24 protein-coding genes and 1 pseudogene are annotated in these 24,552 nt (G+C 59.0%); 19 read left to right on the forward strand and 6 right to left on the reverse strand.

Annotation, left to right across the window (positions count from 1 at the left end; all coding sequences use genetic code 11):
- Positions 1-12 precede the first annotated feature (12 nt).
- From lpdA to AC3IUE_RS08825, 6 genes are all read left to right on the forward strand, one after another.
- The gene (gene lpdA / locus AC3IUE_RS08800; protein WP_150655142.1) at positions 13-1,449 is read left to right on the forward strand and encodes a dihydrolipoyl dehydrogenase; all 1,437 of its coding nucleotides are present in this window, start codon (positions 13-15) and stop codon (positions 1,447-1,449) included.
- 200 nt (positions 1,450-1,649) lie between these two features.
- On the forward strand, positions 1,650-2,816 hold the full coding sequence (gene sucC / locus AC3IUE_RS08805; protein ID WP_008148602.1) for an ADP-forming succinate--CoA ligase subunit beta: 1,167 nt from the start codon (positions 1,650-1,652) through the stop codon (positions 2,814-2,816).
- Entirely contained in the window at positions 2,816-3,697 is an 882-nt protein-coding gene (gene sucD / locus AC3IUE_RS08810) for a succinate--CoA ligase subunit alpha (protein ID WP_008148605.1), read from the forward strand. The genes sucC and sucD overlap by 1 nt, the downstream gene beginning before the upstream one ends.
- Before the next feature lie 431 nt (positions 3,698-4,128).
- The gene (brnQ, locus tag AC3IUE_RS08815; RefSeq protein ID WP_056743996.1) at positions 4,129-5,442 is read left to right on the forward strand and encodes a branched-chain amino acid transport system II carrier protein; all 1,314 of its coding nucleotides are present in this window, start codon (positions 4,129-4,131) and stop codon (positions 5,440-5,442) included.
- Positions 5,443-5,602: 160 nt separating this feature from the next.
- Positions 5,603-6,340 (forward strand): DUF599 domain-containing protein, encoded by a 738-nt coding sequence (locus AC3IUE_RS08820; protein WP_046048036.1) that lies wholly within the window; start codon positions 5,603-5,605, stop codon positions 6,338-6,340.
- A complete protein-coding gene (locus AC3IUE_RS08825; RefSeq protein ID WP_056743998.1) occupies positions 6,340-6,741 on the forward strand; it encodes an MAPEG family protein in 402 nt (133 codons plus the stop codon). Before AC3IUE_RS08820 ends, AC3IUE_RS08825 begins: the two co-directional genes overlap by 1 nt.
- Before the next feature lie 79 nt (positions 6,742-6,820).
- Here AC3IUE_RS08825 and AC3IUE_RS08830 read toward each other — a convergent pair whose 3' ends face one another.
- Positions 6,821-7,054, reverse strand: a complete 234-nt coding sequence (locus AC3IUE_RS08830; protein WP_056744000.1) for a hypothetical protein — start codon at positions 7,052-7,054, stop codon at positions 6,821-6,823.
- Between the two features lie 159 nt (positions 7,055-7,213).
- Between AC3IUE_RS08830 and AC3IUE_RS08835 the strand changes: the two genes are divergently transcribed.
- From AC3IUE_RS08835 to AC3IUE_RS08850, 4 genes are all read left to right on the forward strand, one after another.
- Complete coding sequence (locus AC3IUE_RS08835; RefSeq protein WP_223430800.1) at positions 7,214-7,690, forward strand: PaaI family thioesterase; 477 nt, start codon at positions 7,214-7,216, stop codon at positions 7,688-7,690.
- On the forward strand, positions 7,687-8,139 hold the full coding sequence (locus AC3IUE_RS08840; protein WP_046048032.1) for a PaaI family thioesterase: 453 nt from the start codon (positions 7,687-7,689) through the stop codon (positions 8,137-8,139). Before AC3IUE_RS08835 ends, AC3IUE_RS08840 begins: the two co-directional genes overlap by 4 nt.
- Before the next feature lie 81 nt (positions 8,140-8,220).
- Positions 8,221-10,125, forward strand: a complete 1,905-nt coding sequence (gene htpG, locus AC3IUE_RS08845) for a molecular chaperone HtpG (protein WP_056744671.1) — start codon at positions 8,221-8,223, stop codon at positions 10,123-10,125.
- 67 nt (positions 10,126-10,192) lie between these two features.
- Complete coding sequence (locus AC3IUE_RS08850; RefSeq protein ID WP_489266794.1) at positions 10,193-10,921, forward strand: dienelactone hydrolase family protein; 729 nt, start codon at positions 10,193-10,195, stop codon at positions 10,919-10,921.
- 146 nt (positions 10,922-11,067) lie between these two features.
- On the opposite strand, the gene AC3IUE_RS08855 is transcribed toward AC3IUE_RS08850, so the two are convergent.
- Positions 11,068-11,928: a pirin family protein gene (locus AC3IUE_RS08855; protein WP_046048030.1), complete on the reverse strand. Its 861-nt coding sequence runs from the start codon at positions 11,926-11,928 to the stop codon at positions 11,068-11,070.
- Positions 11,929-11,989: 61 nt separating this feature from the next.
- Complete coding sequence (locus AC3IUE_RS08860; RefSeq protein WP_056744010.1) at positions 11,990-12,406, reverse strand: OsmC family protein; 417 nt, start codon at positions 12,404-12,406, stop codon at positions 11,990-11,992.
- A 315-nt stretch (positions 12,407-12,721) separates the two neighbouring features.
- Here AC3IUE_RS08860 and AC3IUE_RS08865 point away from each other — a divergent pair.
- From AC3IUE_RS08865 to AC3IUE_RS08880, 4 genes and pseudogenes are all read left to right on the forward strand, one after another.
- Positions 12,722-13,144: pseudogene (locus AC3IUE_RS08865) on the forward strand (MCP four helix bundle domain-containing protein); the annotation flags it as partial.
- 96 nt (positions 13,145-13,240) lie between these two features.
- Positions 13,241-14,284: a methyl-accepting chemotaxis protein gene (locus AC3IUE_RS08870; protein ID WP_489268770.1), complete on the forward strand. Its 1,044-nt coding sequence runs from the start codon at positions 13,241-13,243 to the stop codon at positions 14,282-14,284.
- 168 nt (positions 14,285-14,452) lie between these two features.
- On the forward strand, positions 14,453-15,829 hold the full coding sequence (locus tag AC3IUE_RS08875; RefSeq protein WP_046048028.1) for a pyridoxal-phosphate dependent enzyme: 1,377 nt from the start codon (positions 14,453-14,455) through the stop codon (positions 15,827-15,829).
- A complete protein-coding gene (locus AC3IUE_RS08880) occupies positions 15,826-17,004 on the forward strand; it encodes a trans-sulfuration enzyme family protein (RefSeq protein WP_489266796.1) in 1,179 nt (392 codons plus the stop codon). The genes AC3IUE_RS08875 and AC3IUE_RS08880 overlap by 4 nt, the downstream gene beginning before the upstream one ends.
- Positions 17,005-17,067: 63 nt before the next feature.
- Here the strand turns inward: AC3IUE_RS08880 and AC3IUE_RS08885 are convergent, their stop codons facing one another.
- From AC3IUE_RS08885 to purM, 3 genes are read right to left on the reverse strand one after another with little or no spacing between them, the layout of a single operon-like run.
- Positions 17,068-17,781, reverse strand: coding sequence for a DUF3108 domain-containing protein (locus tag AC3IUE_RS08885; protein WP_056744016.1), 714 nt, complete (start codon positions 17,779-17,781; stop codon positions 17,068-17,070).
- A gap of 8 nt (positions 17,782-17,789) precedes the next feature.
- Complete coding sequence (gene purN / locus AC3IUE_RS08890; RefSeq protein ID WP_056744018.1) at positions 17,790-18,440, reverse strand: phosphoribosylglycinamide formyltransferase; 651 nt, start codon at positions 18,438-18,440, stop codon at positions 17,790-17,792.
- Positions 18,440-19,498 carry a phosphoribosylformylglycinamidine cyclo-ligase gene (gene purM, locus AC3IUE_RS08895; RefSeq protein WP_008148639.1) on the reverse strand — a complete coding sequence of 353 codons (1,059 nt, stop codon included), beginning with the start codon at positions 19,496-19,498 and terminating at the stop codon, positions 18,440-18,442. The genes purN and purM overlap by 1 nt, the downstream gene beginning before the upstream one ends.
- 382 nt (positions 19,499-19,880) lie before the next feature.
- On the opposite strand from purM, the gene AC3IUE_RS08900 reads away from it, so the two are divergent.
- The 5 genes from AC3IUE_RS08900 (at position 19,881) to AC3IUE_RS08920 (ending at position 24,552) form a co-directional block, all read left to right on the forward strand.
- The gene (locus tag AC3IUE_RS08900) at positions 19,881-20,939 is read left to right on the forward strand and encodes a DUF2066 domain-containing protein (protein ID WP_056744020.1); all 1,059 of its coding nucleotides are present in this window, start codon (positions 19,881-19,883) and stop codon (positions 20,937-20,939) included.
- A gap of 39 nt (positions 20,940-20,978) precedes the next feature.
- Complete coding sequence (locus tag AC3IUE_RS08905; protein ID WP_489266799.1) at positions 20,979-22,052, forward strand: AI-2E family transporter; 1,074 nt, start codon at positions 20,979-20,981, stop codon at positions 22,050-22,052.
- A gap of 230 nt (positions 22,053-22,282) precedes the next feature.
- Positions 22,283-22,987, forward strand: coding sequence for a DnaA regulatory inactivator Hda (gene hda / locus AC3IUE_RS08910; RefSeq protein WP_008148645.1), 705 nt, complete (start codon positions 22,283-22,285; stop codon positions 22,985-22,987).
- Between the two features lie 214 nt (positions 22,988-23,201).
- A complete protein-coding gene (locus AC3IUE_RS08915; RefSeq protein ID WP_056744023.1) occupies positions 23,202-23,849 on the forward strand; it encodes a C40 family peptidase in 648 nt (215 codons plus the stop codon).
- A gap of 166 nt (positions 23,850-24,015) precedes the next feature.
- Positions 24,016-24,552: a C40 family peptidase gene (locus tag AC3IUE_RS08920; RefSeq protein WP_056744025.1), complete on the forward strand. Its 537-nt coding sequence runs from the start codon at positions 24,016-24,018 to the stop codon at positions 24,550-24,552.

Consider the following 24,552-nt stretch of genomic DNA (forward strand, 5'->3'; position numbering starts at 1 on the left):
AAGGAATGACACATGACTCAGAAATTCGACGTGGTAGTGATTGGCGCGGGCCCTGGCGGCTACGTGGCTGCCATTAAAGCAGCGCAACTGGGCCTCTCCACTGCCTGCATCGAGAAATACACCGACAAGGAAGGCAAACTGGCCCTCGGCGGTACTTGCCTGAACGTCGGCTGCATTCCATCCAAGGCGCTGCTGGACAGCTCCTGGAAGTACAAGGAAGCCAAAGAAGGCTTCGCGATCCACGGTATCAATCACGCTGGCGTGACCATGGACGTGGCGGCAATGGTTGGCCGTAAAGCCAACATCGTCAAAGGCCTGACCTCTGGCGTTGCTACCCTGTTCAAGGCGAACGGCGTTACTTCCCTGCAAGGCCACGGCAAACTGCTGGCCGGCAAGAAAGTCGAGCTGACCAAGCCAGACGGCACCGTCGAAATCATCGAAGCCGAGAACGTGATTCTGGCTTCGGGCTCGCGTCCGATCGACATTCCACCGGCTCCGGTTGACCAGAACGTGATCGTCGATTCGACTGGCGCACTGGAATTTCAAGCCGTACCTAAGCGTCTGGGCGTGATCGGCGCTGGCGTGATCGGTCTGGAACTGGGTTCGGTCTGGTCCCGTCTGGGTTCCGAAGTGGTTGTTCTGGAAGCGCTGGAGAAGTTCCTGCCAGCAGCTGACGACGCCGTTTCCAAAGAAGCCTACAAGACCCTGACCAAACAAGGTCTGGACATCAAGCTGGGCGCTCGCGTTACCGGTTCCAAAGTGAACGGCAACGAAGTTGTCGTGAACTACACCGATGCCAATGGCGAACAGAACATCACGTTCGACAAGCTGATCGTTGCCGTTGGTCGCCGTCCGGTGACCACCGAGCTGCTGGCTGCTGACAGCGGTGTGAACATCGACGAACGTGGCTTCGTTTTCGTTGACGACCAGTGCGCAACCAGCGTGCCGGGCGTTTACGCGATCGGCGACGTGGTTCGCGGCATGATGCTGGCGCACAAGGCGTCCGAAGAAGGCATCATGGTGGTTGAGCGCATCAAGGGCCACAAAGCCCAAATCAACTATGACCTGATCCCGTCTGTTATTTATACTCACCCGGAAATCGCGTGGGTCGGCAAAACCGAGCAGACCTTGAAGGCTGAAGGCGTTGAAGTTAACGTTGGCACCTTCCCGTTCGCAGCCAGTGGCCGTGCCATGGCAGCCAACGATACCGGCGGTTTCGTGAAAGTCATCGCTGATGCCAAGACTGACCGCGTATTGGGCGTCCACGTGATTGGCCCGAGCGCTGCAGAACTGGTTCAGCAGGGCGCGATCGGTATGGAATTCGGCACCAGCGCTGAAGACCTGGGCATGATGGTTTTCTCCCATCCGACCCTGTCTGAAGCCTTGCACGAAGCAGCTCTGGCTGTGAATGGCGGCGCCATCCACATTGCCAACCGCAAGAAGCGTTAAGACAAGACAATAAGAAACCACGGCGGAAGGCCCGTCGTGAGCCTTGCGTGCAAGACTCACCGCGGAATGTCCGCCGGACGCAGCCTTGCGTAGTCTCACCGGTTATCCGGAACACCTACGCAAGCAGCAGTCACAGGTGGTGCGGCACTTGAACAAGTGCAGCACCGAATGCGCAGTACCTAACGAAGACGGTAATAAGCATGAATCTTCACGAGTATCAGGGTAAGCAGCTGTTCGCTGAATACGGCCTGCCAGTATCCCAGGGTTTCGCCGTAGACACCCCGGAAGCAGCAGCAGAAGCGTGCGACAAAATCGGCGGGACCGAATGGGTTGTCAAAGCCCAGGTTCACGCAGGTGGTCGCGGTAAAGCGGGCGGCGTTAAGCTGGTTCGCAGCAAAGAAGACGCCAAAGCATTCGCTCAACAGTGGTTGGGCAAGCGTCTGGTGACTTACCAGACTGATGCCAATGGTCAGCCAGTCACCAAGATCCTGGTTGAATCGTGCACTGATATCGCTAAAGAGCTGTACCTGGGCGCTGTCGTTGACCGTTCGAGCCGTCGCATCGTGTTCATGGCTTCCACCGAAGGTGGCGTGGACATCGAGAAAATCGCTCACGACACCCCTGAGAAAATCCTCAAGGCCACTATCGATCCACTGGTTGGCGCTCAGCCATTCCAGGGTCGCGAGCTGGCATTCCAGCTGGGTCTGGAAGGCAAGCAAGTTGCTCAGTTCGCCAAGATCTTCGTAGGTCTGGCCAAGCTGTTCAAGGATCACGACCTGGCTCTGCTGGAAGTGAACCCGCTGGTGATCAAGGCTGACGGCGATCTGCATTGCCTCGACGCCAAGATCAACATCGACGCCAACGCCATGTACCGTCAGCCTAAGCTGAAAACTTTCCACGATCCGTCGCAAGACGATCCGCGCGAAGCGCACGCTGCCAAGTTCGAACTGAACTACGTAGCGCTGGAAGGCAACATCGGTTGCATGGTCAACGGTGCTGGCCTGGCCATGGGTACCATGGACATCGTCAACCTGCATGGCGGCAAACCAGCCAACTTCCTCGACGTGGGCGGCGGTGCTACCAAAGAACGCGTTACCGAAGCGTTCAAGATCATCCTGTCCGACACTAACGTCGCTGCAGTATTGGTCAACATCTTCGGCGGCATCGTTCGTTGCGACATGATTGCCGAAGGCATCATCGGCGCTGTGAAAGAAGTCGGCGTGAAAATCCCGGTTGTTGTTCGCCTTGAAGGCAACAACGCTGAGCTGGGCGCTAAAGTACTGGCAGAAAGCGGTTTGAACATCATCGCTGCTACCAGCCTGACCGACGCTGCTCAACAAGTTGTCAAAGCTGCGGAGGGCAAATAATGAGCGTCCTGATCAATAAAGACACCAAAGTTATCTGCCAGGGTATTACCGGTTCGCAAGGTAGTTTCCACACCCAGCAAGCCATCGAATACGGCACCAAGATGGTTGGTGGCGTAACTCCTGGTAAAGGCGGCACCGAGCACCTGGGTCTGCCAGTGTTCAACACCGTGAAAGACGCTGTAGCTGCCACTGGCGCCACCGCCAGCGTGATCTACGTTCCAGCTCCTTTCTGCAAGGACTCCATCCTGGAAGCAGCATTCGGCGGCATCAAGCTGATCGTTTGCATCACTGAAGGCATTCCTACCCTGGACATGCTGGATGCCAAGGTCAAGTGCGACGAGCTGGGCGTAGTCCTGATCGGTCCTAACTGCCCAGGCGTGATCACTCCAGGCGAATGCAAGATCGGCATCATGCCAGGTCACATTCACTTGCCAGGCAAGGTCGGTATCGTTTCCCGTTCCGGCACCCTGACCTACGAAGCTGTTAAGCAAACTACTGACGCCGGTTTCGGTCAGTCGACTTGCGTCGGCATCGGCGGTGACCCGATCCCAGGCTCGAACTTCATCGACATCCTGAAGCTGTTCCAGGAAGACCCGAAGACCGAAGCGATCGTGATGATCGGTGAGATCGGCGGTTCGGCTGAAGAAGAAGCGGCTGCCTACATCAAGGCACACGTGACCAAGCCGGTTGTTTCCTACATCGCTGGTGTGACTGCCCCTGCGGGCAAGCGCATGGGCCATGCTGGCGCAATCATCTCTGGCGGCAAAGGCACTGCAGACGAGAAGTTTGCTGCCCTGGAAGACGCAGGCGTTAAAACCGTGCGTTCGCTGGCAGACATCGGCAAGGCTTTGTCCGAGCTGACCGGTTGGGCGATCAAGTAAGCCTCGCGCTTATCTGACGTTTCACCAAACAAAGGCCACCTTCGGGTGGCCTTTGTCGTTTCCGGCATGTGTGTTGTTAGTGCCGGCCCCTTCGCGAGCAGGCTCGCTCCCACACTTGATCTCGGGTGTTCACAAATGGAGTGTCCATTGAAGATCTCCTGTGGGAGCGAGCCTGCTCGCGAAGACGGACTTATAGACGCTGACCAATTACATGCAAAAACGCGACACGGAAATGTCGCGTATCGGATAGATCGCACCCTAACAGTGCGTTTGTCGGGCAAATTCGTTAGGCTAGCAGCCATTTTTGCGTCCGCGGCCCACAAGGTTGCTACGCGCTAAACGGGTCAGTCCTATACGGACCGACAGCATTTCCCTCACCCCTCAGGGAAATCCCTCTCTAAATTCCGATTCAGTAGTGTGGTATTTCCTTAATGAAAGTGTTGAAAGGCCAGGACATCCTGGCACTTGGTTTTATGACGTTTGCCCTGTTTGTCGGGGCTGGCAACATCATCTTCCCGCCTATCGTCGGTCTGCAGTCCGGTCCAAATGTCTGGATGGCGGCGCTGGGCTTTCTGATCACCGCGGTCGGTCTGCCGGTGATCACCGTCGTCGCGCTGGCCAAGGTCGGTGGCGCCATGGATGCCTTGAGCAGCCCAATCGGCAAAGTCGCCGGTGGCCTGCTGGCGGCCGCGTGCTACCTCGCTGTCGGCCCGCTGTTCGCGACACCGCGCACCGCCACCGTGTCATTCGAAGTCGGCTTGGCGCCGCTGACCGGCGAGAGCCCGCTGGCGCTGTTCCTCTATAGCTCGGTGTACTTCCTACTGGTGTTCTTCATCTCGCTCTATCCGGGTCGTCTGCTGGATACCGTAGGACGTTTCCTCGCGCCGCTGAAGATCATCGCCCTGGCCGCGCTCGGCATCGCAGCGTTTGCATTGCCGGCCGGTGAAGTCGGCGTGGCCACCCCGGAATACGTGGCGGCACCGTTCTCCCAAGGCTTCATCAATGGTTACCTGACCATGGATACCCTGGGCGCGCTGGTGTTTGGCATTGTCATTGTCAATGCGATCCGCTCCCGCGGCGTCGAATCGCCGGTGTTGATTACCCGTTACGCGATCATCGCCGGGCTGATAGCCGGCGTGGGTCTGGCGCTGGTTTACGTCAGCCTGTTCCGTCTCGGTTCGGGCAGCCATGAAGTGGCCGCGGGTGCCACCAACGGTGCAGCGGTGTTGCACGCTTACGTGCAACACACCTTCGGCTCTCTGGGCAGCGGTTTTCTGGCGGTGCTGATTTCCCTGGCCTGTCTGGTGACGGCGGTGGGTCTGACCTGCGCCTGCGCCGAATACTTCAGCCGTGTGCTGCCGTTGTCCTACAAGACATTGGTCATCATCCTGGCCGCATTCTCCCTGCTGGTGTCCAACCTGGGCCTCACCAAGCTGATTGCGTTCTCGATCCCGGTGCTGACCGCGATCTACCCGCCGTGCATTGCCCTGGTCGCCCTGAGCTTCTGCAAGGACTTCTGGCATGAGCAGGGCCGCATCGTCGGTCCGGTGATGCTGGTGTCGTTCATTTTCGGCCTGATCGACGCCCTCAAAGGCGCGGGTCTGGCGGACTGGATGCCGACTCAGTTGTCTCACCTGCCGCTGAGCGAACAAGGCCTGGCCTGGCTGGTGCCGTCGGTCATGACTCTGGTTGTCGCGGTGGCTTGCGATCGCCTGCTGGGCAAGCGCGAAGAAGCGCTGGCTTAAGCCGCTTCATGACCCGCCACAAGCGGGCTGTGAACACACATGGAAATGCCCCGTATCAATCGATACGGGGCATTTTTTTTGGAGTCGGTGCAGTGTCTTTTTCCTTGAGCTAACGTCGAAGCACTACATTGCTTTTGCCAAACACATCACAAGGACCTGCATGTCGTTCATCCACGCCAACATGATCCACATCCTCGCCGCGCTCTGGTTCGTCATCTGCTGGGGCGGTTACACCCGTTATGCGACGTGGAAGGGCCGCGACACCGCGTGCCTGGCCAGCGTGCTGCACCTTTATCGTGAAGACTGGATGCGCCGCATGCTGTTGCGCGACAACCGTATCGCTGACGCCAGCGTGATCGGTAACCTGGAGCGCAACGCCTCGTTCTTCGCCTCCAGCACACTGATTATCCTGGCCGGCATTCTCACGGTGCTCGGCGCCTCCGAACGGGCGGTGTCGTTGTTGGCGGATATCCCGATGGTGCAACAGGCATCCCAGGGGATGTCGGAAATCAAATTGCTGTGCCTGGCGCTGGTGTTTGTCTATGCGTTCTTTACGTTCAGCTGGTGCATGCGCCAGTACAACTTTGCGGCCATTCTGGTGGGCTCGGCGCCTATGGTCGGTGAGCGTCACGTTTCCGAACAAGAGCGCAAAGCCTTTGCAGCCCGGGCGGCCCGCGTCATTTCCATGGCCGCCAACCAGTTCAACTTCGGACTGCGCTCCTACTACTTCGGCATGACCATGCTGGCCTGGTTCGTCAGCCCGTGGTTGTTCATGTTGATGAGTACCGGCGTGGTGCTGGTGTTGTATCGCCGGGAGTTTCATTCCGACGTTCTCGACGTGATGGTCTATACACCTACAGAGGCGCCATTGCCCGAGGCGATTAAAGAGGCTGTTTGATGAGTATTCCGTTCTGGTGTGTATTTATCAGCGCACTGCTGATTTATGTGGCGAGGATTCCAGTCGCCAGGGCGATGAATGACCAGGGCGGTTATGACAACCATCTGCCGCGTCAGCAACAGGCGCAACTGACTGACTTTGGTGCCCGTGCGTTGGCGGCTCATCAAAACTGTTTTGAGGCGTTCATTCTGTTCGCGGTGGGGGTGTTGATGGCGCACACCACGCAGACGGCGGGGTGGCTGATCGACTTGCTGGCAATCATCTTTGTGATCACGCGAATCATTTATTTGCTGTGCTATTGGGTTGATCTGGCGTGGCAGCGGAGCCTGGTATGGTTCGTCGGACTAGTGTGTTCGTTGCTGCTGATGATTAGTCCGACTTTTAGAACTATTTTGCTGTAGCGCCTGCATTGCAAACAAAAACATCAGGCAAAAGAAAACCCGCACGTGGCGGGTTTTCTTTATCACGCTAAAAACTGTTTTAGTTTTTAGGTGCTTCTTTTGTGGCTGCTTCGTTCGATTCAGCCTGATCTTTGGCGGCTTCGGCGTTTTCTTTCGCCGCGTCGTTCACTTTATCCTGAGCTTTGCTCATGTCTTGCTGAGCTTGTTCGGCATGTTGGTTAGCATCTTGAGCTTTGTCCTCGGATTTTTTACCGCAGGCTGCGAGACCGAGGGAAGCGGTCAACATCAAGGCAATAGCTAAAGTCTTACGCATGGGGTGTTTCTCCTGGTGGATATTATCTACTGGCCTTTCGAGCGCAACCCATAGCGTTAAGTTCCTCAATTCATACAGATATATAAGTTTATTCCGACGGGAACTTTTACTAAAAACACCTAGTGCGTTGCCTGAACATTAAGAAGAGTTTTTATCAAAATGGCCGAAAACCCCGTTTTTGAGCGCGCTACACGATTTCTATCCGCGCTGCGACATTGTCAGGTACTTGGGCTGCGGGTTCACAGCGCCAGCGGTGATGGACTAACGGTCATCCTGCCGTACAGTCCGCAAATTGTTGGCAACCCGCAAACCGGCGTTATTCATGGCGGGGCGCTGACCTCGCTGATGGACACGGCTTGCGGCATGTCCACCCTTTGCGTGCTGCCCGAGTTCGAAGTTTGTCCGACCCTCGACCTGCGCATCGACTACATGCACGCCGCCGAGCCGCATAAAGATGTCTACGGTTTTGCCCAGTGCTACCGGGTGACCACAGATGTGATCTTTGCTCGCGGTTTCGCCTATCAGGACGATCCCGAGCAGCCCATCGCCCATGTAGTGGGCACCTTCATGCGCATGGGCAAAGCCATCAAAGGCACCAAAGGCTTTGGCGGCGTCATCGCCGGAGGTGCGAAATGACCGATTCCTTCAAGGAACAACTTCAGCAGGCACATGAGCAGGGCGACTACGCCTCGCTGCTGCACCTGATTCCCTACGCCAAACTGATTGGCGTCGAATGTTCGCGGGTGGGGGATGACCTGCTGTTTCGCTTGCCGGCCAACAAGGACAACATTGGTAACCCTTTATTGCCGGCGATCCATGGTGGTGTGATTGCCGGGTTCATGGAGCTGTCCGCAGCGCTGCACCTGCTGATTTTCACCGGTTCGCCGGGTGTGCCGAAGATCATCGATTTCTCCCTCGACTATTTGCGCGCCGGGCAGTTTCGCGACACCTGGGCCAGATGCCAGGTGTGTCGGCAGGGTCGCCGGGTCGCCAACGTTGCGATTACGGCCTGGCAAAGCACTGAAGCAGAACCGATTGCCACAGCCCGCGCTCATTTCAAAATTGAAGAGCCCTTGAAATCCTGAACTCAGCCCCCAACTTTGATGACAACCCGCCGCCGACCCTTCAGGTCGCGGCCACTGCCATCTGATTGGAGTTTGATGACCATGAGTGTGGAAACTCAAAAGGAAACCCTGGGCTTCCAGACCGAGGTGAAGCAGCTGCTGCACCTCATGATCCATTCGCTGTATTCCAACAAGGAAATTTTCCTTCGCGAATTGATCTCGAACGCCTCTGACGCTGTCGACAAATTACGTTTCGAAGCCCTGTCCAAGCCTGAGTTGCTGGAAGGTGGCGCCGAACTGAAAATCCGTGTGAGCTTCGACAAGGACGCTAAAACCGTCACCCTCGAAGACAACGGCATCGGCATGAGCCGTGAAGATGCGATCACCCACCTGGGGACTATCGCCAAATCCGGCACTGCCGATTTCATGAAACATCTCTCCGGCGATCAGAAAAAAGACTCGCACCTGATCGGTCAATTCGGTGTGGGTTTCTACTCTGCATTCATCGTCGCCGATAAAGTCGACGTGTTCAGCCGTCGTGCCGGTGCTGCTGCCAGCGAAGGCGTGCACTGGTCGTCCAAGGGTGAAGGCGATTTTGAAGTTGCCACCGTTGATAAAGCCGAGCGCGGCACCCGTATCGTCCTGCACCTGAAATCCGGTGAAGACGAATTCGCCGATGGCTGGCGTCTGCGCAACATCATCAAGAAGTACTCCGACCACATCGCTTTGCCGATCGAGTTGCCGAAAGAAGTGGCCGCCGTTGAAGGCGAAGAGCAACCGGCCGTTGAATGGGAAACCGTCAACCGCGCCAGCGCCCTGTGGACTCGTCCTCGCACTGAAGTGAAAGACGAGGAATACCAGGAGTTCTACAAACACGTCGCTCACGACTTCGAGAACCCGCTGAGCTGGAGCCACAACAAGGTCGAAGGCAAGCTCGAATACAGCTCGCTGCTCTACGTGCCGGCCCGTGCTCCGTTCGATTTGTACCAGCGCGAAGCGCCGAAAGGCCTGAAGCTGTACGTGCAGCGTGTGTTCGTGATGGATCAGGCAGAGTCGTTCCTGCCGCTGTACCTGCGCTTCATCAAAGGCGTGGTCGATTCCAACGACCTGTCGCTGAACGTGTCGCGGGAAATCCTGCAGAAAGACCCGATCATCGATTCCATGAAGTCGGCGCTGACCAAGCGCGTTCTCGACATGCTGGAAAAGCTGGCGAAGAACGAGCCTGAGCAATACAAGAGCTTCTGGAAAAACTTTGGCCAGGTCATGAAAGAAGGCCCGGCAGAAGACTTCGCCAACAAAGAGAAAATCGCTGGCCTGCTGCGTTTCGCATCGACCAACGGTAAAGAAGGCGAGCAAGTGGTGGGTCTGGCCGAATACCTGGCTCGCGCCAAGGAAGGTCAGGATAAGATTTATTACCTGACCGGCGAGAAGTTCGAGGCGGTTAAAGACAGCCCGCACCTGGAAGTCTTCCGCAAGAAAGGCATCGAAGTGCTGCTGCTGACCGACCGCATCGACGAGTGGCTGATGAGCTACCTCAGCGACTTCGACGGCAAGAGCTTTGTCGACGTGGCGCGCGGTGACCTGGACCTGGGCAACCTGGATTCGGAAGAAGACAAGAAAGCCGCGGAAGAAGTCGCCAAGTCCAAAGAAGGTCTGGTTGAGCGTCTGAAAACTGCACTGGGCGATTCTGTCGCTGAAGTGCGGGTTTCCCATCGTCTGACCGATTCCCCGGCGATTCTGGCCATCGGCGAGCAGGACCTGGGCATGCAGATGCGTCAGATCCTCGAAGCCAGCGGTCAGAAGGTTCCGGAATCGAAGCCGATCTTCGAATTCAACCCGGCTCACCCGCTGATCGAGAAGCTCGACAACGAGCAGAGCGACGAGCGCTTCGGCGACCTGTCGCACATTCTCTTCGATCAGGCGGCCCTGGCCGCCGGCGACAGCTTGAAAGACCCGGCCGCCTACGTGCGCCGTCTCAACAAGCTGCTGGTTGAACTGTCGGTTTAACTGCGTTGTACAAAAACCCGCTTCGGCGGGTTTTTTTTATTCTGGTGTCTTTTACTGGGAGTTAGTCATGAGCCAAATCACTGTTCGTTCCGTCGCTTATCAGATTGATGGCCAGTCGTATGAAAGCCGTCTGGCGTTTGATGCCGACCACAAGGGCCCACGCCCCGGTCTGTTGATGGCGCCGAACTGGATGGGCGTCAGCGCCGGTGCCGAGGAGATCGCCAAGTCTGTGGCGTCCAAGGGTTATGTGGTGTTGATCGCGGACCTCTACGGTCAGTCGGTCCGCCCGCAGAACGGCGACGAGGCGGGTGCAGCCATGATGCCGCTCAAGCATGACCGGCCGTTGTTGCGCAAACGCATGCAAGCAGCATTCGATCAGCTGCAGATCCAGGACGAAGCGGCGGTCGATACCTCGAAGCTGGCGACCTTTGGTTTCTGCTTTGGCGGTTGCTGCGCGCTGGATCTGGCGCGCACCGGCGCGCCGGTGAAAGCGGCGGTGTCGTTCCACGGAACGCTGGATTCGCCGAATCCGGCTGATGCCAAAAACATCAAAGGCTCGGTGCTGGTGCTGCACGGTGCATCCGACCCATTGGTGCCGAAAGAGCAATTGCCGGCGTTTGAAGATGAAATGAACGCGGCGGGTGTGGATTGGCAACTGCTGAGCTACGGCGGCGCAGTGCATTCCTTCACCGATCCGCACGCCAATGTGCCGGGCATGATGATGTATGACGCGAAGACGGCAAGCCGTGCGTTTACCTCGATGCATAACTTGCTGGATGAAGTGTTCAAGGGCTGATAGCAGTTTTTGCCCTGACACTCTTGTTGTTTGGGCTGGCCTCATCGTCGGAACGCCGCCCGGAGCAAGCTCGCTCCCACAGGGGAATGCATTCCAAATGTGGGAGCGAGCTTGCTCGCGATGGCGGTGTCATTACCAACCAAGAACTAAGGCAGTTCGATCCGCTCACTTTCCCCCGGCACCGTCGGCCAATCCCCGGCCGCCCAGCGTCGCCGCGCTTCATCGATCAACGCCGGATCGCTCGCCACAAAATTCCAGTTGATCCGCCGCGGCCCATCCAGCGGCGCCCCGCCAAACAGCACGGCATGACAGTCGCTTTCAGCGAACAGCGTCATCTCTTCCCCGACCGGCAACACCACCAGCGAATGCGGTTCTATCAACTCGCCATCCAGTTGCACCTCGCCGTCCAGCACATACAACGCCCGCTCTTCATGCTCGGTAGGAATCAGCAATGTGGTCGCCGTTTGCAGGTTCAATTCGGCATACAGCGTAGGAGAAAGCACCGGGACCGGTGATTCCAGGCAAAAGCCTGACCCGGCAATCATCCGGATCTTAACCCCCAGGTTATCGCTGACCGGCAGCGTGGCCGCCGGATGGTGACTGTAGTGTCCGGGGCCGTGCTCTTTATCTTTCGGTGAGGCCAGCCAAATCTGCAAACCATGCATGGTGAAACCGCTGTCCTTCAACGCCTCAGGCGTGCGCTCGACATGGGCAATCGCGCTGCCCGCCGTCATCCAGCTGACATCACCGGCGTCCACCACCTGATCGGAGCCGAGGCTGTCCTTGTGCTGGATTTTTCCTTCGAACAAGTACGTGAGGGTCGACAGACCAATGTGCGGATGCTGACGGATGTTCATGCCTTTTCCCGCCTCATAACGGGTTTCGAGCATGTGGTCGAAAAACACGAAAGGCCCGACGCTGCGGCATTTGGCTGACGGCAGCGGGCGAAGAATTGGCTGGCCTTCGACATCTTCGGCGCGGGGACGGATCACGAGCGGAGTGTTCATGCTGCATTCCAGGCTGAGCGGGTAATGCGTGGAGCATAACCCGCTTGCGCAGCCCTTGCCGCTATTGGCTGAAGGCACCTTCAGACAGGTGCGTTTCGATGCTGACATCGGTGGTGGTCATCAACTTGTGGACCGGGCAACGGTCGGCCACGCGGTGCAGCTCATCGCGCTGGGCATCGGTGAGCACACCTTTGAGTGTCAGTTTGACGTGCAGGGCATATTTACCTTTCTGCTCTTCGCTGTTGTCACGTTTGACTTCGACTGTGACACCGGTCAGCGGGATGCCTTTTTTCTTCGCGTACATCTTCAGGGTCAGAGCCTTGCAGGCACCCAGGGCCGCGTCGAAGTAATCGTGTGGCTCGGGCGCCGAGCCTTCGCCGCCGGAGAGTGTCGGTACGTCGGCAAAGAGTTGATGGTCATCGATCTGTACGCTGTGACGAAAACCTTCGGTGGAGACGGTGTTGACGGTGACAGTCATGGGAAACCTCGCAGGTAACAGGAAAAGTCATTCGATCAAAAAAGACCTTGAAGGTATAGAGCACTCCTCTTGTTACGCGTTCCACTTTCTTGCGTGCCCATTCCCGAGCGCTGAATCGTTACCGCCCGGCGATCGAAGTAGTAAGGCGTTTTGATATCACGTTTTCGTCTTACGCAAAATTTCTCCGGGCCGATACCTTCTAAAGCAACCCGCTGCAGGGTTGATGCAGCGCTTTTGGAAGGAACCAGATTAATGAGTATCAGAAGTCTCAATATTGCGCCGCGCGCGGGCCTGGGTTTTGGCCTGCTGGCGTTGATGGTGTTTGGATTGGGGGCGTTCGCGCTGCTGCAAATGTCGAACATGCGTGCGCAGTCCGATCAGGTCGATGACAACTGGCTGCCCAGCGTGATGGCGGTCGGGGAGATGAATCAGGACATGCTGCGGCTGCGGGCATTGACTATGCGCCTGTTGCTCAACCGGGACCCGCAGGTGCTGGCGCAAAACCTCAGCAAACTCAACGAGCTCAAAGGTCTCCTGGATGAGCCTCAGCAGCGCTATGAGGTGCTGATCGTGCTGCCCGAAGAGCGTGTGCTGTTCGACCGCTTCAAAACCTCGGAGCAAAAATACCTGCAGTTCCAGACTCAGGTGATGGCGCTCTCGGCCCAGGGACGGGTGGAAGAGGCGACCGCTATCCTCAATGGCGAGATGAGTCCATTGGCTGATGAAATCACCGTCACCCTCAAGGCATTGATCGAACTGAACAAGCACAACGCTAACCTGGCGACGGAGGCGGGGCGCCAGGTGTTCAGCCAATCGCGGGTCTGGGTCGGGGTGATGATCGGCCTGACGGCGCTGATGACCATCGGCCTGGCGCTGCTGCTGACCCGCAGCATCGTCGTGCCGCTTTCCCAATCGTTGAAGGTGGCTGAAGGGGTGGCTGGCGGCGATCTCACCGGTGATATCAGCATCAGCGGCAAGGACGAGCCGGCGCGGCTGTTGCACGCGCTCAAGAGCATGCAGGGGAGTTTGCGCGAAACCCTGCGGCATATTTCCGACTCATCCAGCCAATTGGCCTCGGCCTCGGAAGAACTCAGTTGTGTGACCGAAGAGGCCACCCGGGGCCTGCATCAGCAGAGCCTGGAAATCGACCAGGCCGCCACGGCGGTGAATCAGATGACCGCGGCGGTGGAGGAGGTCGCGAGCAATGCGGTGGCCACATCCGAAGCCTCTCGGGAATCCGACCGGATCGCCCAGCACGGTCGTGAGCAGGTGCATCAGACCGTGTTGTCCATCGAATCCCTGGCCGACGATGTCACGGCCAATGCGACCCAGGTCGAGGACCTGGCGCAGAAAGTTTATGGCATCAGCAAAGTCCTGGATGTGATTCGCTCGATTGCCGAACAGACGAACTTACTGGCCCTGAACGCGGCCATCGAAGCGGCGCGGGCCGGGAGTGCCGGGCGCGGGTTTGCGGTGGTGGCCGATGAAGTGCGGGCGCTGGCGCACCGGACTCAGCAGTCGACCCAGGAAATCGAGCAGATGATCTCCGGCATCCAGAAAGGCACCGATGCTGCGGTCAGCTCGATGCAGCAGAGCAACACGCGCGCGCGTTCGACCCTGGAAGTGGCGAAAGCCGCCGGCACAGCGCTGGAGGAAATCGCCACGGCGTTTACTCTGATCAATGAGCGCAACCTGGTGATCGCCAGCGCCTCAGAGGAACAAGCGGCTGTCGCGCGAGAGGTGGATCGCAACCTGATGAACATTCGCGATCTGGCGTTGCAGACGTCGGCCGGGGCCAATCAAACCAGTGCCGCGAGCCAGGAGCTGTCTCGGTTGGCGGTCGATCTGAATACGATGGTGGCGCGGTTCTCGGTCTGAACGCCGAGCGGTTTTGTCGTTCCGGCGACGCTACCGGCTGGCTGTGCAAGGTTGCGGGTGGCGCCATCCCGGCCTATGGTCCAAGCGATACTTTGCCGCGACTGGCGCGCGATGACTCGCCGTCGGTTGCTGTCCATCCAGTGCTGATTTGCATAGCGAGGTGACGACATGCCCACCGACTCCCGACCCGCCGTACTCGAACTGATCGGCAATACGCCGCTGGTGCGCGTCAGCCGTTTCGATACCGGCCCGTGCACGCTGTTCCTCAAGCTTGAATCGCAGAACCCCGGCGGTTCGATCAAGGATCGCATCGGCCTGGCGATGATCGACGCCGCCGAGCGCGATGGCAGCCTGCGCCCCGGCGGCACCATCGTCGAAGCCACCGCCGGCAATACCGGCCTTGGCCTGGCGCTGGTCGGCCGAGCCAAGGGTTACCGAGTGGTGTTGGTGGTGCCGGACAAGATGTCCACCGAGAAGGTTTTGCACCTCAAGGCGATGGGCGCCGAGGTGCACATTACCCGCTCCGACGTTGGCAAGGGCCATCCCGATTACTACCAGGACGTTGCGGCGCGGCTGGCGCTGGAAATTCCCGACGCTTTCTTCGCCGATCAATTCAACAACCCGGCCAACCCGCTGGCCCACGAATGCAGCACCGCGCCGGAAATCTGGGCGCAGACTCAGCATGATCTGGACGCCATCGTCGTCGGCGTTGGCTCGGCCGGTACGCTGACCGGGCTGACCCGCTTCTTTCGCCGCGTGCAACCGGACCTGGTCATGGTGCTGGCCGATCCGGTCGGCTCGGTGATGGCCGAATACAGCCGCAGCGGCACCATGAGCACGCCCGGCTCCTGGGCGGTGGAGGGCATCGGCGAGGACTTCATTCCGTCGATTGCCGACCTGTCCAGCGTGCGTCACGCCTACTCGATCAGCGACGAGGAAAGCTTCGATCATGCCCGCCAACTGCTGCGCGCCGAAGGCATACTCGGCGGCTCTTCGACCGGCACACTGCTGGCGGCGGCGCTGCGTTACTGCCGCGAGCAGACCGAGCCGAAGCGGGTTGTCAGCTTCGTCTGTGACACCGGCACACGCTACCTGTCGAAGGTCTACAACGACCAATGGATGAACGATCAGGGCCTGCTGCAGTACAAACATTACGGCGATCTGCGCGACCTGATCTCGCGGCGCTTCGAGGATGGCCGGGTGATCAGCGTGGGCCCGGACGATACGCTGCTCACCGCGTTCCAGCGCATGCGCCTGGCCGATGTGTCGCAACTGCCGGTGCTGGAGGGCGGGCAGCGGCTGGTCGGCGTGATCGACGAATCCGACATTCTGCTGGGCATGCAAGAAGAGGCTTCGCACTTTCGCGCGAGCGTGGCCAGCGCGATGACCGATAAGCTGCAAACCCTGCCTCCAGGCGCCAGTCTGGCTGAACTACGGGCGGAGCTCGACCGTGGGCTGGTGGCGATCATCGCCGACGCTTCGGGCTTCTACGGCTTGATTACTCGAGTCGACATGCTCATTCACCTACGGAGATCCCTTACATGAGTCAACACGATGAAAACGCTGTGCCACGTGCCTTCGCCACCCGTGTGATCCATGCCGGGCAAACGCCCGACCCTTCCACCGGGGCGCTGATGCCCCCGATTTACGCCAACTCCACCTATTTGCAGCAGAGTCCAGGCGTGCACAAGGGCTTCGACTACGGGCGCTCGCACAACCCGACGCGCTTTGCGCTGGAGCGTTGCGTTGCGGACCTCGAAGGCGGCACCCAGGCCTTTGCGTTCGCCTCCGGGCTGGCGACGATCTCAACCGTGCTCGAATTGCTCGATGCTGATTCGCATATCGTCTCCGGCAATGACCTGTACGGCGGTACTTTCCGCCTGTTCGACAAGGTGCGTCGGCGCAGCGCCGGGCATCGTTTCAGCTTCGTCGACCTGACTGATGTGTCGGCCTTCGAAGCGGCGCTGCAGGACGACACGCGGATGGTCATGGTCGAGACGCCGAGCAATCCTTTGCTGCGCCTCACCGACCTAGTTGCCATCGCGCGCATCTGCCGCCAGCGCGGCATCATTTGTGTGGCCGACAACACCTTTGCCAGCCCGTGGATACAGCGCCCGCTGGAGCTGGGCTTCGACATCGTGCTGCACTCGACCACCAAGTACCTGAACGGCCACTCCGACGTGATCGGCGGCATCGCGGTGGTCGGACAAAACGCAGACCTGGCGGAGCGTCTGGGCTTTCTGCAGAACGCGGTAGGCGCGATCGCCGGGCCGTTCGACGCTTTCCTTACCCTGCGCGGTGTTAAGACCCTGGCGCTGCGCATGGAACGCCACTGCAACAACGCGCTGGACCTGGCGCAATGGCTGGAGCGTCAGCCGCAGGTGGCGCGCGTCTATTATCCAGGCCTGCCGTCGCACCCGCAGCACGTCCTGGCGCAGCGGCAGATGCGCGGTTTCGGCGGAATGATATCCCTCGACCTGAACAGCGACCTGGCCGGTGCCACGCGCTTCCTCGAGAGTGTGCGGATCTTCGCCTTGGCCGAGAGCCTGGGCGGGGTGGAAAGCCTGATCGAGCACCCGGCGATCATGACCCATGCGAGCATCCCCGCAGACACCCGTGCGCAACTCGGCATCGGCGATGCGCTGGTGCGGTTGTCCGTGGGGGTCGAGGATGTCGAAGACCTGCGCGCCGACCTGGCACAGGCGCTGGCGCGGATCTGAGTTTCAGCAGGCAAAAAAAATCCGGAACCCTTATCGGATTCCGGATTTTTGTGTCGAGCCGGATCAGCTGCCTTTGACAGCCTTGCCGTTGACCGTGCCGTCGAGGAGCATGATGTTGTACTCCTTGCCGTCGGTTTCAACCTGTTGCAGACGAACCAGCAGGTAATCCCAGTCCTTGGCGAACCACAGGACGGTGATGCGCTTGCTTTGTGTCGGGTCGCGCACGCGCTCGACCTTGATTGCATCGATCTGGCCAGCTTTGGTGTCGACCTTTTCCGAACCCAGCACGCGGAAATCATAGGTATCGACTTCACCATCGTCGACGACTTGATAGCTCATGCTTTTCTTGCCAGCGGCCACGTCGTGCTGCAGGGCCAGCTGATAAGTGGATTTGTCGACCATGCCGCGGTTGAGCGGGATCTTGACCGGGTCACCGCGATCGGTGCCGGTGACCATTTTGTTGGTCCAGTCGAAATCCAGGTCAGCCTTCTTGGCTTTGCCCAGGCCGCCACGTTCGAAGTGGTAGGACTGCGGCAGCAAGGTGTCCTTGTCCAGCGTCAGGGTGCTTTCTTCGGTCAGGCTGGCGATCATCATCGAGGCCTTGAAGCTGAGCTTCCAGGCGCCGTTGGCTTGCTTGGTCAGGCTGCGTTCAGCGGTGCCGCTCATGGGCAACTGCTTCCAGTCAGCGGTGTAGCTGGCGGAGAAAGGTTGAAGTTCTGCAGCCTGCGCAAATGGCAGTGCGAGCAGAGCGCAAGCGAAGAGCAGGGCGCGACGCATAAAATCTCCTAGGTTCGAATCAAGTGGCCGCTGGCCGCGAGTAACTTCCCATCCAGTAAAGCACCTTGCTCGCCGAGTGATAAACGACCTTCGGCAAACCAGCGTACAGCCAGCGGGTAGATCAGGTGTTCCTGGGTATGAACTCGCTGCGCAAGACTTTGCGGCGAATCGTGCAACTCTACCGGTATTACTGCCTGTACGACCAGTGGTCCGCCATCGAGTTCCTCGGTGACGAAGTGCACGGAGCAGCCGTGCTCGGTGTCGCCGGCCTCCAGCGCGCGCTGATGGGTGTGTAACCCTTTGTATTTGGGTAGCAGCGAGGGATGGATGTTGAGCAGGCGACCCGCGTAGTGGCGCACGAAGTCAGCGCTGAGAATGCGCATGAAACCGGCCAGTACCACGAGTTTGGGGTTGAACGCGTCGATCTGTTCGATCAGCGCGGCATCGAAGGCCTCGCGGCCTTCGAAAGCCTTGTGATCCAGGGTGCGGGTGTCGATACCCGCGTCCCTGGCGCGTTGCAGGCCGTAAGCGTCGGCGCGGTTGGAAACCACCGCAGCGATGCGGACCGGGCTGTCGCCGGTCCGCGTGCTGTCGATCAAGGCCTGCAAGTTACTGCCGGTGCCGGACAACAGCACCACCACATCACAGGTCTGGGACATCAATGAGCCTTGAGGTTCTTCAGTTCAACCTGAGCCGCGCCTTCGGCAGCGGTGGAGATCTGACCGATGACCCAAGGCTGCTCGCCGGCTTCACGCAGTACGTTCAGCGCGGTTTCAACGTGCTCTTGAGCAACGCAGATGACCATGCCCACGCCGCAGTTCAGCACGCGGTGCATTTCGTTTTCGTCGACGTTGCCTTTCTCTTGCAGCCAGTCGAACACGGCAGGACGGGTCCAGCTCGCAACGTCAACCACGGCTTGTGCGCCTTTTGGCAGAACGCGCGGGATGTTGTCCAGCAGGCCACCACCGGTGATGTGGGCCATGGCTTTGACGGCGCCGGTTTCCTTGATCAGCTTGAGCAACGGCTTCACGTAGATACGGGTCGGGGCCATCAGCAGGTCGGTCAGCGGTTTGCCGTCGAGCTGGATGTTTTCGATGTCGGCACCGGACACTTCGATGATCTTGCGGATCAGCGAGTAGCCGTTGGAGTGCGGGCCGGAAGACGGCAGGGCGAGCAGGGCATCGCCGGCAGCGACTTTGGAACCGTCGATGATTTCGGATTTTTCCACGACGCCGACGCAGAAGCCGGCCAGGTCGTAGTCTTCGCCTTCGTACATGCCAGGCATTTCAGCGGTTTCGCCGCCGACCAGGGAGCAGCCGGACAATTCACAGCCAGCGCCAATGCCGGTCACGACCTGGGTCGCGGTTTCGACGTTGAGTTTGCCGGTAGCGTAGTAGTCGAGGAAGAACAGCGGCTCGGCGCCGCAGACCACCAGGTCGTTCACGCACATGGCAACCAGGTCGATGCCGATGCTGTCGTGCTTGTTCAGGTTCAGTGCCAGGCGCAGCTTGGTGCCAACGCCGTCAGTACCGGAAACCAGCACAGGCTGTTTGTAGCCGGCCGGGATTTCGCAGAGGGCGCCGAAACCGCCCAGGCCGCCCATGACTTCCGGGCGCGCAGTGCGCTTGGCGACGCTCTTGATGCGTTCGACCAATGCTTCACCGGCGTCGATGTCTACACCGGCGTCCTTGTAGCTCAGGGAGGGTTGCTTGCTCATGATCCAGGCCTTTAGGGGGGATTCAGGGGTAACGACCGAGTCCAGTGGGACCACCGAAACTGACGAAGGCGATTGCCAAGCGCATATTTCAGGGTGCCCGGCTGTTGCCGGTCTGCGAAGGCGCGCGATTTTATCAGGCTTGAGGGGCAGCGGCCATCCTCAGGCCGACGGCAGGGGCATATCAGCTTAAAAAAACCTTCATTGCCCGTGTTGGTCGTCTCCTTCATGGCTGTATAAGGTATCCCTATTAAGTGTCTATCGTTATGACAGTGCAAAAACTTGCCGGGGTCGGGTGAATGTTTTGCTTGGGGGCGTGGTCACAGCCTTGCTCAATCCGGTTCACGCGGCCTGTTCCAGCCGCTCTTGTCGTCAGGAATCCTCCATGCGCTTTTTTTCTAGATTTTTGTTTGCGGGCTGTTTGTCATTGGTCAGCCTGGCGAGTCATGCCGAAACCGTCAAAAACCTGTATCAGGTGCGTCAGCCTGTCAGTGGTCAAACCCCGGAAGTGCGCGATCAAGCGACCCAGCAAGCGCTGGATACGCTGGTATTGCGTCTGACCGGCGATCCCAAGGCTGCGCAAAGCCCGGGGTTGGCGGCATTGCGCAAGGACCCGCAGCAAATCATCAGTCAGTACGGCTTTGACGCTGGCCCGCCGGAAGTCCTGAAGGTCGATTTCGACCCGGCCACCACCGAGCAAGCGTTGCGCCGTGCCGGACTGTCGTTGTGGGGGGCGAACCGGCCTTCGATCCTCGGCTGGTGGTTGAACGACTCCACCGAGGGTTCGAGCCTTGTCGGTGATGGCCAGGCCAGTGCTGCACCGCTGCGCCGAGCGGCTCAACACCGTGGTCTGCCGCTGCGCTTGCCGCTGGCCGATCTGAGTGAGCAGATTGTCGCCACGGCACCGAACCTGGAAGGTACGGACGCGACGCCACTGCGCGGGGTATCGGAGCGTTACAGCGCTGACGCCTTGCTCGCGGTGCATGCTCGTGAAGAAGGCGGGCAGTGGCAGGCCAAGTGGCATTTGTGGCTGGGCGACAAGAAGGAGGCGGGCAGCGTAGAGGGTGCGGATCAGGCCGCGGTGGCCGATGCGGTGATGCTGGCGGTCAGTGAGCGGCTGGCGCCTCGCTTTGTCGTCAAACCGGGTGCTTCGGGCGAACAATTGCTCGAAGTGCAGGGCATGAATCTGGAGCACTACGCGGTGCTTGGGCGTTTGCTGGAGCCGTTTGGTGCGCGTCTGCAAAGTGTCGACGGCGACCGGATTCTCTACCGGGTCAATGGCAGCGCCGAGCAGTTGAAGGCGCAATTGTCGCTGGCCAGGTTGCAGGAGGTTCCGGCCGGTGAAGCGCCGGCGCCAGTCGCACCGGTTCAGCCGGCCGAGGGTTCGGCACCGGTAGTAGCGCCGACTCCGGCACCTGTGCCGCAGTTGCGATTCCGTTGGTAACGGTTTTCTTTCTTTATATAGATGCATATGGAGTTGTACATGGCCGATACGCGGCGTTGGTTCTGGTTGGGTGGGGTGGTTCTGCTCTGCGTGTTTGTCTGGCTGTTGCATCCGATCCTGACGCCGTTTCTGGTGGCGCTGCTGTTGGCTTATCTGTTCGATCCATTGGTGGATCGGCTGGAAAAGGCCGGTCTGTCTCGGACTTGGGGCGTGGTGGCGGTGTTTGCGCTGTTTACCTTGATCTTCACGACACTGCTGTTGGTGTTGGTGCCGATGCTCGCCAAGCAGTTGTTTCGTTTGTACGAACTGATGCCGCAGATGCTCGACTGGTTGCAGCACACCGCACTGCCGTGGGCGCAATCGAAATTCGGACTCTCGGATAATTTCTGGAAGTTCGACAAGCTCAAGGCAGCAATCAGTGAGCACATGGGCCAGACCACTGACATTGTCGGGGTCGTGCTGAGTCAGGCGACGGCTTCCGGGCTGGCGCTGATTGGTTGGCTGGCGAATCTGGTGCTGATCCCGGTGGTGAGTTTCTATCTGCTGCGGGACTGGGACCTGATGATGGCCAAGATTCGCGGTCTGCTGCCCCGTGATCGCGAGGAACGCGTTGTAATCCTGGCGGGTGAATGCCATGAAGTGCTGGGTGCATTCGTGCGCGGGCAGTTGCTGGTGATGGTGGCGTTGGGCGTGATCTACGCGGCCGGCCTGATGTTGGTAGGGCTGGAGCTGGGGCTGTTGATCGGGTTGATTGCCGGTCTGGCGGCGATCGTGCCGTACATGGGGTTCGTTATCGGGATCGGTGCGGCTTTGATTGCCGGGCTGTTCCAGTTCGGTGGCGATCTGTATCCCATGATCGGAATCGTCGCGGTGTTCATGGTGGGGCAGGCGCTGGAAGGCATGGTGCTGACGCCATTGCTGGTGGGGGACCGGATCGGTCTGCACCCGGTGGCGGTGATCTTCGCGATTCTGGCGGGGGGCGAGCTGTTCGGATTTACCGGCGTGCTGCTGGCGCTGCCGGTGGCGGCGGTGATCATGGTGCTGGTGCGCCATGTGCATGATTTGTATAAAGATTCGGATATGTACAGCGGTGTTGATGAGCCCGAGCTTTAAGTGGCTCTGATCACGCGTCGCGGGCAGCCTGGTGCATCGCCAGGTTGACCCGAATCCCTCGCGAGGCGGTCACATGCGCCGCCAAAGAAACTGGCATAAAACCAGTGTGTTAACGCAAACCTTTGATTTTGCTTGTGGTCTGTCGCATTGTGCGACCCGCCTCACGGGTATAAACTTCGCAAACTTTACACAGAGGCCACTAACGGTTCCTTTGGAACTGTTCAGTCAGCATGAAACCGATTCAGCTGCCCCTAGGTGTGCGTCTGCGTGATGACGCTACCTTTATCAATTACTATCCAGGCGCCAATGCCGCTGCACTCGGCTATGTCGAGCGGCTATGCGAAGCCGACGCCGGCTGGACCGAAAGCCTGATTTATCTCTGGGGCAAGGACGGGGTAGGGCGTACGCACTTGTTGCAGGCGGCTTGCCTGCGCTTCGAGCAACTGGGGGAGCCGGCGGTGTATTTGCCGTTGGCCGAACTGCTTGATCGCGGCATCGCCATCCTCGACAACCTCGAACAGTACGAACTGGTCTGCCTGGATGATTTGCAGGCGGTGGCCGGTCGGGCGGATTGGGAAGAGGCGCTGTTCCATCTGTTCAACCGTCTGCGTGACAGCGGTCGACGCCTGTTGATTGCCGCTTCGACATCCCCGCGTGAACTGCCGGTGAAGCTGGCGGACCTCAAATCCCGTCTGACGTTGGCCTTGATCTTTCAGATGCGTCCGCTCTCCGACGAAGACAAATTGCGTGCCTTGCAACTGCGCGCCTCTCGTCGCGGTCTGCACCTGACCGATGAAGTCGGGCATTTTATTTTGACCCGCGGTACGCGCAGCATGAGTGCACTTTTCGAGCTGCTTGAGCGCCTCGATCAGGCCTCCCTCCAAGCTCAGCGCAAGCTGACGATTCCCTTCCTGAAAGAAACCCTGGGCTGGTAAAGCCAAGGCCTGTAGCGGGGTTCGGCATATTTCAGGCGCCAAGAAATCCGCTTTCCTACAGGGTCGTAGGCCGCGCGAACGTCTAAAACGGGCTTAAGCGCTTAGATGTAAACGAGAAACCGAGAAGTCACATAAAGATCGATTGAATTTGCAAATGAGGTTGATAGTAGGCATAGTCTCGGCTTCTTTAGAACTATCAGCCACGGTCGTGCCCATGCTAAATCGCTTTGCACCCCTCGTGCCCCTCGCACTCGTCACCCTGTTGTTCGGTTGCGCTGCTCACTCTCCAGTGTCTCAGCAAGAGCAACAACAGCAGGTCAAAAATTCTGCTACCGCCCAATCTTCCGCTTATCAGCAAGCTCTTTTCCAGGAAGAGGCGGCCACCGAAAAAGAACTGGCAGACTTCGCCGGCGGCAAGTCGTACCAGCTTCCGGTTCTGGCTGACAGCATCCTCGAACGCGGCATGTCCCTGATCGGTACCCGTTACCGTTTCGGCGGCACCTCCGAAGCTGGCTTTGATTGCAGCGGCTTCATCGGTTACCTGTTTCGTGAAGAAGCCGGCCTGAACCTGCCACGCTCCACTCGCGAAATGATCAACGTCGACGCTCCGCTGGTTTCTCGCAGCAAACTGGAGCCGGGCGACTTGCTGTTTTTCGCCACCAATGGCCGTCGCGGCCGCGTCAGTCACGCCGGGATCTACCTGGGTGACAACCAGTTCATCCATTCCAGTAGCCGCAAAAGCGGTGGTGTCCGGATCGATAACCTGGGCGACAGCTACTGGAGCAAAACCTTCATCGAAGCCAAGCGCGCACTGGCGATGGCGCCGACTGCGTCCCCGGCGATCGTCACGGCTCGCAAGTAAGCGGACTTTTTGTAAGGTGAACTTAAAGTCTTACTTGAAGTTTGCCACGTAGCAGCTAGAATCCTGATCTATTATTGATGGCAAACCGCCTGCGTCCTGCGCAGGCGGTTTTCTTTTCTGCGCCCCCTGCAGAAAAAAGCCGCAGCCAGATCAGGATGCTCTGCATATGTCGACGTCGGCCCGCCTCGCAATCATGTTCTTCGCAGCGCTGCTCAGCGCCTGCGCCAGCCGTACACCGCCCCCTGCGCCGGTGGTTCGTCCACCCATTATTTTCAGTTCCTCCCAAGCATTCTCCCCTGAGGCAGAAGACGTATTGTTCCGTGCGCTCGGCCTGGTGGGCACGCCGTATCGCTGGGGTGGCAACACGCCGGATTCGGGTTTCGATTGCAGCGGACTGATCGGTTATGTTTACCGTGACGTCGCCGGCATTTCTCTGCCGCGCACCACGCGCGAGATGATCAGCATGCAGGCGGCCAGCGTGGGCAAGGAAGGGCTGCAAACCGGTGACCTGATCTTCTTCGCCACCAATGGCGGTTCTCAGGTCAGCCACGCCGGGATCTACGTCGGCGAAGGTCGCTTCGTCCATGCACCGGCCACCGGCGGCACGGTGAAGCTCGACAGCTTGTCCAAAGCTTACTGGCAGAAAGCTTATCTGAGCGCCAAGCGCGTCTTGCAACCTGAGCACTTGGCACGCAACCCCTAA

It is taken from the genome of Pseudomonas sp. GL_093 (assembly GCF_057837605.1).